Source organism: Gorillibacterium sp. sgz306347, assembly GCF_059735245.1.
The window spans coordinates 1-12265 of sequence record NZ_JCAPET010000032.1; the positions used below are offsets into that span (position 1 = coordinate 1).

9 protein-coding genes are annotated in these 12265 nt (G+C 60.1%); 2 read left to right on the plus strand and 7 right to left on the minus strand.

Annotated elements, in window-relative coordinates; all coding sequences use genetic code 11:
• Positions 1–398: 398 nt before the first annotated feature.
• The 4 genes from odhB to pnpS form a co-directional block, all read right to left on the minus strand.
• Complete coding sequence (gene odhB / locus AC6I6H_RS16250; RefSeq protein ID WP_497955014.1) at positions 399–1955, minus strand: 2-oxoglutarate dehydrogenase complex dihydrolipoyllysine-residue succinyltransferase; 1557 nt, start codon at positions 1953–1955, stop codon at positions 399–401.
• 13 nt (positions 1956–1968) lie between these two features.
• Positions 1969–4896 (minus strand): 2-oxoglutarate dehydrogenase E1 component, encoded by a 2928-nt coding sequence (locus AC6I6H_RS16255; protein WP_497955015.1) that lies wholly within the window; start codon positions 4894–4896, stop codon positions 1969–1971.
• Positions 4897–5086: 190 nt separating this feature from the next.
• Positions 5087–5806 (minus strand): response regulator transcription factor, encoded by a 720-nt coding sequence (locus AC6I6H_RS16260; protein ID WP_497955016.1) that lies wholly within the window; start codon positions 5804–5806, stop codon positions 5087–5089.
• Positions 5807–5868: 62 nt separating this feature from the next.
• Positions 5869–7668, minus strand: a complete 1800-nt coding sequence (pnpS, locus tag AC6I6H_RS16265) for a two-component system histidine kinase PnpS (RefSeq protein ID WP_497955018.1) — start codon at positions 7666–7668, stop codon at positions 5869–5871.
• 207 nt (positions 7669–7875) lie between these two features.
• On the opposite strand from pnpS, the gene AC6I6H_RS16270 reads away from it, so the two are divergent.
• Entirely contained in the window at positions 7876–8736 is an 861-nt protein-coding gene (locus tag AC6I6H_RS16270) for a polysaccharide deacetylase family protein (RefSeq protein WP_497955019.1), read from the plus strand.
• A 289-nt stretch (positions 8737–9025) separates the two neighbouring features.
• Entirely contained in the window at positions 9026–9538 is a 513-nt protein-coding gene (locus AC6I6H_RS16275; protein WP_497955020.1) for a DUF6376 family protein, read from the plus strand.
• A gap of 23 nt (positions 9539–9561) precedes the next feature.
• Here AC6I6H_RS16275 and AC6I6H_RS16280 read toward each other — a convergent pair whose 3' ends face one another.
• The 3 genes from AC6I6H_RS16280 to AC6I6H_RS16290 are packed head-to-tail and all read right to left on the minus strand — an operon-like array spanning position 9562 to position 12186.
• Entirely contained in the window at positions 9562–10404 is an 843-nt protein-coding gene (locus AC6I6H_RS16280) for an ABC transporter permease (protein WP_497955021.1), read from the minus strand.
• Positions 10388–11200 (minus strand): ABC transporter permease, encoded by an 813-nt coding sequence (locus tag AC6I6H_RS16285; protein WP_497955022.1) that lies wholly within the window; start codon positions 11198–11200, stop codon positions 10388–10390. The genes AC6I6H_RS16280 and AC6I6H_RS16285 overlap by 17 nt, the downstream gene beginning before the upstream one ends.
• Positions 11197–12186: an ABC transporter ATP-binding protein gene (locus tag AC6I6H_RS16290; protein ID WP_497955023.1), complete on the minus strand. Its 990-nt coding sequence runs from the start codon at positions 12184–12186 to the stop codon at positions 11197–11199. The genes AC6I6H_RS16285 and AC6I6H_RS16290 overlap by 4 nt, the downstream gene beginning before the upstream one ends.
• Positions 12187–12265 lie beyond the last annotated feature (79 nt).

Genomic DNA, 12265 nt, shown 5'->3' on the forward strand with positions numbered 1-12265 from the left:
GGGTTTTTGGGGTGAATAAGCGCTGTGGCAACCGTTAGCCACCCACTGCCCTGGCGGGCACCACAGATTATGAAGCTGCGTTATTTTCAGGGTAGAAATGTCCTTCATTTTCTATTTTGTTCATTTCTTATAGGATTTTCAAATTCATCAAAACAAGGCGGTACCCACCTGTTAATAAGCGAAAAGAACCTGCTCGCCATCCTCGGATGACAAGCAGGTTCTTGCTTTGATACCTTCTCTTGCTGGAACACTGCAAAAGACGCGATTTTACTGAGACAATGTTTTTTCCGAAACCAACGGCCACATAGGGTTTAGCCGAAGCATTGGGCAAAAAAGCAAACCGCCTCAAGCTCAGGACTCTTTTCAGTCAAGAGATGCCCTCTGCCTTTTGCCAGAATTTATCCTTCCAGAAGCAGCTTCTCCGGGTCCTCCAGCAGCTCCTTGACCGTGACCAGAAAACGAACCGCCTCGCTGCCGTCGACTATCCGGTGATCGTACGAGAGGGCGATGTACATCATCGGCCGGTTTTCCATCCGCTCTTCGTCGATGGCAACCGGACGCCGCTGGATGGTGTGCATGCCGAGAATCCCGACCTGAGGCGAATTCAGAATCGGTGTGGACAAAAGCGAGCCGAATACGCCGCCGTTCGTGATCGTAAACGTGCCGCCCTGCAGCTCCGAAAGCGAAAGCGAGTTGTCGCGCGCCTTGGCCGCGAGCTCGGCGATTTTCTTCTCGATGCCGGCAAAATCAAGCCGGTCGGCATCCTTTACGACCGGAACGACCAGCCCTTCTTTGGCCGAAACCGCGATGCCGATGTCGTAGTGATGCTTGACGAGGATCTCCTGTCCTTGAATTTCCGCGTTGAGAAGCGGGAACCGTTTGAGCGCCCCGATGACTGCCTTGGTGAAAAAGGACATGAAGCCCAGGCTTACGTCGAATTTGGCCTGGAACGCTTCTTTGCGGCGTTTCCGCACCTCCAGGATCGCGGTCATGTCGACCTCGTTGAAGGTCGTCAGCATCGCGGCCGTGCGCTGCGCCTCGACCAGCCGCGCCGCGATGGTCTGCCGCCGCCGGGACATGCGGATGCGCTCGACCGGGCGGCCGTCCTCCGCCGGCGCGGCAAAGGAGCCGGCGCCGCTTGCCCCGCCGCCGGCAGGAGCCGGCTGAGGCGAAGACGCCACGGCCGGGGCGCCGGACGACTGCCCCGGAGCGGCACCTTCGGCCGGACGGCTATCCGGCGAAAGCGCCGCAGACGCTGCTCCGCCGCCCGACAGCGGCTGCTTCGCGGAGGCTGCCGCATCCGGAGCGGCAGCACCGGCGCTCCGGCCTTCGACCTCCTCGCGCGTTATCCGCCCGCGCTCCGACTTGTCGGCCGACAGCGCTTCGTCGAGGCCGATGCCGCGTTCGCGGGCGAGCTTGCGCACCGAAGGGGCGGCGACCACCGCGCCGCCGCCTTCGCCCGCCGTACCCGCTCCACTCAAGGCTTCGCCGCCTGCTTCCGCACTTCCGCTGCTCGCTGCTTCGCTGCCAGCCGCCGCAGCAGCGCCACCGCGTACCGCCGATCCCGTGCTTGCGCCAACCGCTGCCGCCCTCCCACTGCTCGCTGCTCCGCCGCGATCCCCCGTTACCGCGCTCGCGCCAGCCGCGCCCTGCTCCGGCTGCGCCGCCGTTCCGCCGTCAGCCGCACCGCTTTGGCCGGCGGAAGGCGAACCCTCGCCCGGCTCGGCGGCGCGCAGCGTCCCGATCGCCTCCCCGACGCGGACGGTGTCGCCTTCCTTCTTCAGGATTTCCTCCACGATGCCGTCCGCTTCGGCCGTAATTTCCACGTTCACCTTATCCGTTTCCAGCTCCAGCAGCACGTCTCCGAACCGGACGGCTTCGCCGGCCTCCACCAGCCACTTCGAAACCGTCCCTTCCGTAATCGACTCTCCGATTTCAGGTATCCGAATGTCCATGCTTCGCCCTCCCCTAGGATTTTGCCGTCACGGGCCGTTCTGCCTTGGCAATCGGCTCGGAAAGCGCCTCGATCAGAATTTGGTTTTGCTCGAAACGGTGAACATGCTGGTAGCCGCTTGCGGGACTGGACCGCATCGGACGGCCGATGTAGCGAACTCCTACGCCGGCGGGCGCAAGCGCCCGCAGCCGGGGCTCCATATAGCTCCAGGCGCCCATATTCATAGGCTCCTCCTGCATCCAGACCACTTCCTCCAGCTTCGGGAAACGGGCGATCACAGACTCCAGCTGCTTGGACGGGAACGGATAAATGCGTTCGACCCGCGCCGCATGCAGCCATTCGGGCGCTGCAGCGGCGTCTCCGGCCCATTTTTCGGCCAGCTCGACCCCGATCTTGCCGGTGCTCAGGATAAGCCGCGTCACCTTCTCCGGCCGGCCGCCCGTCTCCGGCAGCTCCAGCACCGCGTGGAAGGTCCCCAGGCTGAAATCCGCTACCGGCGAAGCCGTCAGCGGGTTGCGGATCAGGCTCTTCGGCGTCATGAGCACGAGCGGACGAATGTAGTCCGTCTTCGCCAGCGCTGCATGCTTGCGCAGCAGGTGGAAGTATTGGGCCGCCGTCGTCACGTTGGCGACCGTCCAGTTCATCTCCGCCGAGTTTTGCAGGAACCGCTCCAGCCGCGCGCTGGAGTGCTCCGGTCCCTGCCCTTCATACCCGTGCGGAAGCAGCATGACCAGGCTGGACCGCTGCGACCATTTCACCCGGCCGGCGGAAACAAACTGATCCAGCACGACCTGGGCGGCATTGGTGAAATCGCCGAACTGCGCCTCCCAAATGACAAACGTTTCCGACGAGAACACATTGTAGCCGTACTCGAACCCCAGAACGGAGGCTTCGGACAGGGGGCTGTTGTAGATCGCGAACGAGCGGCTGCAATCCGGCAGCCGGTGCAGCGGCGAATACTTCTCGCCCGTTTCCGTATCGTGCAGCACGAGATGCCGGTGAGCGAACGTGCCCCGCTCCGAATCCTGACCGGTCAGCCGGATGGGCGTGCCATCCTCGAGAATGGCCGCAAAAGCCAGCGTTTCGGCCAGCGACCAGTCGATTTTGCCCTCCTCCTCAAAGGCGCGCGCCCGCCGCTCCAAAATCTTTTGCAGCTTCGGATAAACGTTGAAGCCTTCCGGAAACCGGATCAGCTCGCGGTTCACCCGGCGCAGCCGTTCCTCGGGAACCGCCGTCTGGAACGAATTGAACCGCTCCTCCTCCAGCGCCTCGCTCAGCATCGTTTTGTCCGCGCCTTCGTTTGTGACCATGCGGTCGTAAGCCTTCTGAAGCGCCTCTTCGCTCTCCCGCCGGAAGCTCTCCGCCTGCTCGGACGTCAGCGCCCCCTGCTTGATCAGATCTTCCTCGTACAGCTCGGCGACAGGCAAATGATGGTGCACCCGCTGGTAAACGATCGGCTGGGTGGCCTGGGGATCATCTGATTCATTATGGCCGTAGCGCCGGTAGCCGACGAGATTGACCACAAAATCCTTCCCGTAACGGTTCCGGTACGCGCAGGCCAGCCGCATCACGAACAGGCACGTTTCCGGGTCGTCCGCATTCACATGGACGATCGGGATTTCAAAGCCTTTCGCCAAGTCGCTCGCATAGCGCGTCGACCGGGAATCCACGCTGTCCGTTGTGAACCCGACGCGGTTGTTGGCGATGATGTGGATGGTGCCGCCGTTCCCGTAGCCCCTCAGGTTGCCCAGGTTAAGCGTCTCCGCGACAATTCCTTCGCCGGGGAACGCGGCGTCTCCGTGAATCAGCACCGCGACCGCCTTCGAGGGATCCTGCTCCGGGTAGCCGCACTTCGTTCTGTCATCCTGCGCCGCCCGAGCAAAGCCTTCCACCACCGGGTTCACGAACTCCAGATGGCTCGGGTTGTTGGCCAGCGTGATTTTGGTGTCCACCGCCCGCTCTTCCTTGAGGGAACGGAAGCCGCCGAGGTGATATTTGACATCCCCCGTCCAACCGTAATTAATCCCCATCGAGCCTTCCGAAGGGATCAGATCCTTGTTGGGGGAATGGTGAAATTCGGAGAAAATTTTTCCGTACGGCTTTCCGAGAATATGCGCCAGCACGTTCAGCCGGCCCCGGTGCGCCATCCCCATAAGAATATGCTCGGCCCCGCAATTGGAATACGCAACGACGATTTCCTCCAGCATGGGAACGAGCGAATCGACCCCTTCAATGGAGAACCGCTTTTGCCCCGGAAACGTACGGTGCAGGAAGCGTTCAAACAGCGCCGTCCGCAAAAGGCTGCGGTAAAGCGCTACTTGATCCTGCGGCTTCATGCGGGGCAGCCGGTCGGCCGACTCGACCTGCCGGTTCAGCCAGTCCCGTTCCTCCTGCTCGTGCACATGCCCGAATTCAAAGCCGGCCGAGCGGGAATAAAGCGATTTCAAACGTTCGATCGCCTGCCAGGCGTTCGCTACGTCCGGATGAGCGTTCTCCCAAACCATTTCGGCGGGGACGAGGCTCAGGTCGGCCGCCGTAACCCCGTACGTCTCAATCTCCATCAACCGGCTGCCCGCTTTCGGATGCAGCCCGAGGGGATCGAGATCCGCGGCCAAATGTCCGTATGTACGAATGCTTTCCACCAGTTTTTCCGCCGCCACCACAAGCCGGGTCCACTCGTCGTGAACCTCCTTCCGGCAGCCATGAAACTTTTCCACCGGCGGCAGCTTCATGCGCCGGCCCGCCGCGCCGGGTACTGCCGCAGGCGCCGGAACCGGTCCTGACGCGTCCTCCGGATTTCCCCACTGTTCGAACATTTCGCGGTATTCCGCCGCGACCGAATCGGGGTCTGTTTCGAACTTCTCGTACTGCTCGAGCAAATAGGCCAGATTGGGTCCGGTCCATCCGCTCCATGGCGCCCGACTGCCGTTGCCGTTTTCCATCGACGACTCCTCCGTCCTTCCTGGTTATGGAAAAAGTGCATGCGCAAACAAGGGTACACTTCATATTAACCTATTCTTGAGCAGCAGAAACCGATTTTCGGGGATGCCAAAAAAAACCGTTTTTGGTCCGCTTAAAGCCGGACAAAACGGTTTGGTTGCCGGAGCTGTCCGGCATGCCGGGCAGACGGCGTTATTTTTTGACGGGACCGACCAGCTTGTAGCCGACACCCCGGATCGATTCGATTTGCACGGACTGCTGGTTCATCTCCAGCTTCTTGCGCAGTGAGCTGACATGAACGTCGACCGTCCGCTGACCGCCGATGTAGTCGAAGCCCCAGACGACGTTCATCAGGTCGTCCCGCGTTACGACCACCCCGGGCCGCTGCACCAGATAGAGCAGCACCTCGAACTCCTTCGGCCGGAGCGGAATGGACTCGCCGTAAAGATGCGCCTCGTACTTCTCCGGGTAGATCAGCAGCTCGCCCGCCCGGATGACCCGCCCTTCGCTTGTTTCCTCGGCGGCGGACGGCTTGTTTTCCTCCGAGCCGGACCGGCGCAGGACGGCGGCGACGCGGGCCAGAAGCTCCGCTACGCCGAAGGGCTTGGTGATATAGTCGTCGGCTCCGTGCCTCAGTCCCTGGACGACTTCTTCTTCCGCCGTGCGGGCGGTCAGAATGATGACCGGTGTCGTCACGCCCTGCCGGCGGAGGTTGTTCAGCACGTCGAATCCGTTCATCCCGGGCAGCATGATGTCCAGAATAATCAAGTCGAATGATTGCTTGAGCGCGGCCTGCAGCCCTTCCCCGCCGTGGTCCGCCGATTGAACGACATACCCTTCCTGTCCCAGATTATAGGTCAACAGGCGGGAGAGCGTAGGCTCGTCCTCGATAACCAGAATTTGCTGAGCCAAGGGAAATCCCCCATTACAATGAAAGTGGATGTGACGTGTAACGTTTCGCCTCGTCTATTTTATCACAAAACGGTGCCCTGTTGGATGACGGGCAGCTCGATGATGAACGAAGAGCCGTAGCCGAGCGTGCTTTCCACGCGGATGGTGCCGCCGTGCAGCTCGACAAGATGCTTGACGATGGACAGGCCGAGCCCCGTTCCGCCCGAACTGCGCGAGCGCGCTTTGTCCACCCGGTAGAACCGTTCGAAAATGCGGGGCAGGTCCGACTTGGGAATGCCGATGCCGGTGTCGGAAACGATGATCCGCACCTTTTCCTCCGCCTCCGAGCCGACTTGCGTTGCCAGCACATGCACTTCTCCGCCTTCGGGTGTATAGCTGATGCCGTTGGAAAGCAGGTTGAGCAGAATTTGCCGCAGCCGGTCCTCGTCCGCCTCCAGGTACAGCTGTCCTTTGACCTCCATATCCAGCCGGATGTTTTTCTTTTCCGCTTCCCGCTGGGTGATTTTCAGGGATTGGCGGATGAACTCGTTCAGGTTGACCGGGGAATAGACCAGCGGCACCCGTTTGGATTCGACCTTGGACAGCTCCAGGATATCGCCGATCAGCCGGTTCAGGCGTTCGCTTTCGTCAAAAATAATTTGCACAAAAGCCCGCGACGTTTCCTTGTCGTCCAGCGCGCCGGAAAGGAGCGTTTCGGCAAAGCCTTTGACGGCGGCCACCGGCGTTTTGAGCTCGTGCGAAACGTTGGCGACGAATTCGCTGCGCATCCGCTCCAAGCGGCGGACGGCCGTTACGTTATGCAGCACGATCAGAATGCCCGAAAGCTGCCCGTCTCCGTCGTTGATCGGCGTTGTGTTTACTTCCAGAATCCGTTCCTCGGGGAAATAAAACACCAGCTCGTCGCGCAAGGGCTCGCCGGAGTCGAGGCTGTCCCGGATCAGCTCGGCAAACTCGTACTGCTGATTGGCCACCGAATAAGTGACGCCGATCAGCTCGTCCGCCGAAAAGCCGAGAAACTCCTCGGCCGTCCGGTTCAGAAGCACAATCCGCTCCTGCCGGTCGACCATCACAATCCCGCTGGTCATGTTGTTGAGCACGCTTTGCAGCCGGGTTTCGTTTTCGCTGATTTTGCGCAGTTGGGCCTGGAGGCTGTCCGCCATGGTGTTGATTGCCTGGCCGAGCTGGCCGATTTCGTCCCGGCTCTTGACGTCGACCCGCGATTTGTAATCCAGGTTCGTAATCTGCTGGGAGACGCGCGTGATTTTCTCCAGCGGACGCGTAAACCCTTGGGCGATCCGGTAGCTTGCGAGGCCGGCCGCCGTAAAAAGCGCGCCGAGTCCGATCAGCATGATGATCCAGAACCGCTCCAGGGAGTGCTCGACTTCTTCCAGGCTGACCGCCAGCCGGATGTAGGCGATCACATTGCCCGCGTCGTCCCGCACCTGCTCGGCTGCATACATCATGTTTTGGCCGAGCGTTTCGCTGTAGCGGATCGCGTATCCGATCGTCTCGGTGGAAGCGTTGCGGATTTCTTCGCGGTCCAGATGGTTTTTCATGGTTGCCGGATCATGATCCGAATCGCCGAGCACTTTTCCGTCCGCCCGAATGTAAGTGACGCGGGCGTCGGCCGTTTCCCGGATGCGGTTCACCTTGCCGGTGTAATAAGCGGTCATCTCTTCTTCCCCGCCGGTTTTGCGCCAGTCCGAGGTCGCCAGAATGATCCGTATTTCCCTCGACAGATCGCCTTCCAGCGCGCCGAGGTAGCTCTCCCGGAGGAGCTGGGCGGAATAAATGCCGGCGGTCAGCACCGACAGGCCGATCATAAGCAGGAAGACAAGGGTTAACTTTGTGCGATATCGCATGCGCGGACCTCCATCCGTCAGTGCAGGAACAGGCATAAACCGCCGGGTGCGGCGGCTCTTTCCGCTCCAGTGTACTCCCGGCGTGTTTTGGTATGATTAACGAATTGTTAACGCTATGTAAAGCGCGCTCCGCGGTTTGTCAGATGGCCGGACGTCTTCTATAATGATGCGTATAGATTACGTTTAAAGTCAAGGAGACCCGCTTTCATGAAATACATCGTTTCGGCGGTCATGGCCGCTCTGGTAATCCTCAGTTTACTCGTTTCCGGCCGGTCCGGCGCGGAAGACGGCGTTTATTACCGCAACCAGGTGGCGGTGCTGATGTACCATCACATCGCGGACGACAACACGAGCTCCTCCACCATCACGACAAAGCTGTTCCGGGAGCAGCTGGACGGCCTGCGGGACCGCGGGTATCAATTTATCGGCCTCGCGGAATTCAAGCGCTTCCTGGCCGGAGAAGCAAGTGTTCCGGACAATGCGGTATTCGTCACCTTTGATGACGGCTATCAAAGCTATGTCTCGCTCGGCCTGCCGATTCTGGAGGAGCGGGGGATTCCGTCGCTGAATTTCGTGATCACGTCTTACCTCGACAGTCCGAAAAAGATCGGCATTCCGGTCCTTACGCGGGACGAAATCCGCGCATCGCAGCAGAGCGGACTGGCCGGCTACGGCTGCCACAGCGGCGCGCTGCATGCCAAGGCGGATGGCGGAAGCGGCGACGCTCTTCTGGTCGCCCGATTAAAAACCGGCGGCAAAACGGAATCGGACGCCGAATACCGCCAGCGAATTCTCGCCGACGCGGCAAGCTGCCGCGAGGACCTGGTCGGCTTGGAAGCGGCCGGAGCCGACACTTATGCCTATCCGTTCGGCATTTACGACGCGGAAGCGATCTCGCTGCTTCAGCAAAGCGGCTTCCGCTACGGCTTTACGATCGCACCCGGAATGACCACCCGCTTTACCGATCCTATGAAAATCCCGCGGATCAATATCGGCAGTCCGAACGTCACCCCGGAGCTCGCGGACGCCATGATCAAACGGCGGATCGTGCTCTCTCCGGACGGTTAGGATGAAGCGGCCAAGCCGTCCCGGCTACGCACCCCAGTTTGCCCTCCGCCTCTCCTGCCGGTATAATAGAGCCAGGAAGGTATAAAGGGGAGTAGCCGAGAGGCAAAGCCGTCATTACGGGAGCGACGTTTCCCCGGCTTTGCCGGCAGCACTGCGTTGCTGGCGAGACCTTTACCAATGCGGCTGTATTGGTAAAGGTCTCTTTTTTGTTTAAGAAACAAGCAAGAAGACCGGAGATCGGCTCTCCGGCCCCTTCCCCATCCCATATCCGGCAAAGGAGAGATGAACCATGAAACGCGGCGGCATCCGTCTTATCCCGTTAACCCTTCTGCTTGGCGGCCTGCTTTCCGGCTGCGGCGTCCTCGAGACGGTGGACCAATCGTTGAATTACACCAATGAGACCCGGGATTACATCAACGACGTAACGGCGTTTGCCGAAGAGGTGCGCACCCGCTCGGCCGACGCGCTGGCCGACGCCAACGCCCGGGAGCAGCTGGAGCATTCCCTGGCCGATATGGAGCAGCGCATCGGCGAATTCCGGGAAACCGAAGCGCCCGCGTTTGCGGCGAATCTGCACGAGCAATTGATCGGCTACAACGACACCCTTCAGCAAAAAATCGACCAGGCGCAGACCGCCATTGCGGACGGCACGTGGAACGACAACCTGCTGGCAGAAACGGGCCTCCTGGAGCCGGTCGGCCAAATCTCGTCGATATGGGAGCAGATCAGCCAGCTGGACGGCGGCGGTTCGGAAGGCGGCGACGCGGGCGAAGGTGCGGACGGAAAGTCGGGCGGGGAATAACCCGCCCGTTTTTCGTCTCCCGGTTACATCCGCATGCCGGTCATATTGCCGGATGTGTAGCGCCGCAGGCCCCGCCGGAACATCCAGACGGCAAACGCGAGCAGGACGGCCGCAAAACCGAAAGCAGCGGCGGTAAAGCCCAAATCGACACTGCGCAGGAGCTTTACCGGCAAATAGCTGATAAAGCCGGCGGGAACCGCCGTGAACAGAAGCGCACGGCCCAGGCCGCGAAAAATATCCGTCGGATAAGTCGTAAAGGAAACCAGACTGTTGAACAGTTGCCCGCTGAGGCCCTCCGTGTTGCCGAAATAAAACGCGAGTGTCCCGAGCAAAATCGCTGCACCGAGAAAAATCGCTCCTCCGATCGCCAAGGCAAAAAGGAATTTCAGAAAACCGGGAAAGCCCCCTTCCCCGAAGCCGAAAAAGATAAGGAAGCCAAACAGCAGATCGCCGATGGCGCTGAGGGACATCCGGCTGACCAGCAGATTGAGAAGGACCGGCTTCGGCTGGCCCAGGTACGTATCCAGCTGGCCGTTTGCGATCAATCCCGAAAGGCGGGTGGCGTTGCCGAAAAAGACGGCCATCACCCCGAACCCCCCGGCGCTTACCGCCCACATCATCATGACATCCGTCATCGACCAGCCGTTTACGAGCTGAAACCGTTCGAAATAAATCCACCAGAAGAACAGCCAGACCAGATTGTTGATCATCATCGTGACCACCGCGAGCAAAAAGCTGAACCGGAACTCCATCGCGCCGGCCAGATTCAGCTTCCAGCTCGTGCCCATAAAGGAAAAGGTCCGCCGAAGTCGGCCGGCGAACCGTTTCGTTTTCTTTTCGTTCCGAGCATTATCCGCCGTTGACATGCAGCTTTTTCACTCCCTTCCGGTAAACGCCGTATGCAGCTGCTCCGAGAACCGCAACCCAGACCAACTGGGTCCCCAGCATGCGCGGAAGCGCCGCAGCGTCAAAAGCGACCGCTGTTTTGGCCGGAAAATACAGCACCGCCTGAAACGGAAGCCATTCGCACACCCGGCGGAGCGAATCCGGGAACACCTCCAGCGGCATCATCATGCCCCCGATGGTAAAGAGCAGCTTCCGGTAAACGAATTCCAGCCCCTGCGTCTCCTCAATCCAAAATGCGCACAAAGCCAGGGTCAGGTTCAGCAAAAAATTGACGGTAAACGCCCCAAGCGTCACGGCCAGCAGCCCCAGCCAACCGTAGCCGAAGGAGGGAAAGCCCAAAATCGCCACCCCCAAACCGAAGCCGACGGCCAGGTTGACGGCAAACCGGAAATAGACCTCCCCCAGATACGCCGCAAAATGAAAGCCGATATAGGAAACCGGACGGATCAGCTTGTAGCCGACGTCGCCGGACTTCACTTCTTGCTCAATGCGAAGCGCCAGGCTGGGCATGGCAAGGGTCATGGCCTCCGACAAAATCAGATACCAGATGATTTGCTTGAAGCTGTATCCCGCGATAAGGGTGCTTCCTTCCCCCCGGTACGTTGCGTGCCAAAGCTCGGTAAAAATGTAGATGATGATGAGCAGAAACAGCGTGCCGAGCAAAAAATCCGCGACATATGCCAGCTGGTTTTTGACGGTCACCCGCCCGACGGCGGAATATTTCCGTCCCTTTCTGATCAAAACGCCGGCTTTCATCTGGCCTCCGCTCCTTTCTGGGAATAGATATGGGCGATGATTTCATCCATTCCCGGGTCTTCGATGGTCAGGTCCACGATGCGAAAATCGCGCACCATCCGCTCCAGCAGAGCGTCCATTGCAATCTTCGTGGTATCGACGGAAAGCCGCAGCCCGCAGCCTTTCCGCTTCACCACCGTCACGCCGGGGATATCGACGCGCTGCGCCTCTTCCTTCAGCTTGAGATGCAGCGTCTTCCGGTTGAGGAATTCGCGTTTCATATTCGAAACGCTGTCGTCCAGGATAACGGTTCCGTGATTGATGACGATCGCCCGTTTGCAAAGCTGCTCCACGTCCGTCGGGTCATGGGAGGTCAGGAACACGGTGGTCCCTTCTTCCCGGTTCATCTCCAGGATTTGTTCCCGGATGCGCTGCTTGACGACGACATCGAGGCCGATGGTCGGCTCGTCAAGAAAAATCACTTCCGGCCGGTGCAAAAGCGCCGCCGCGATCTCGCAGCGCATGCGCTCGCCGAGCGAAAGCTTGCGGACCGGCGTCGTCAGGTAAGGGCCGAGGCCGAACCGCTCGATCAGCATCCCGCTCCGCGTCCGGTAATCCTCCCGGGGCAAATCATAGATGCGGCTCATCAGCTCGAAGGTGTCGATCGGCGGGAGGTGGTACCACAGCTGCGATTTTTGCCCGAACACGCAGCCGATCCGGTATGCCAGCCGCTGGCGGTCCTTCCAGGGACAGAGCCCGAGGACATTCGCTTCGCCGGAGGTGGGATGAAGAATCCCGGTCAGCATTTTGATCGTGGTGGATTTCCCGGCGCCGTTCGGACCGAGAAAAGCCAGCGTTTCGCCCGGTTGCACCGAAAAGCCAACGCCGTGCACCGCCGCTTTCTCGCTGTAGCGCGGACGAACCAGCGCCTGCAGACTGCCCTTGAATCCGGGTTCTTTTTCTTTTACCGCAAACCGCTTCGTCAATCGTTTGACTTCAATCACCATTCCTGACGCCCCCCTTTTTCTCTCTCGCAATAAGCCGCGTGCGGACGCTTTACTCCCGCAAAGCACAAAAGACCTCCGG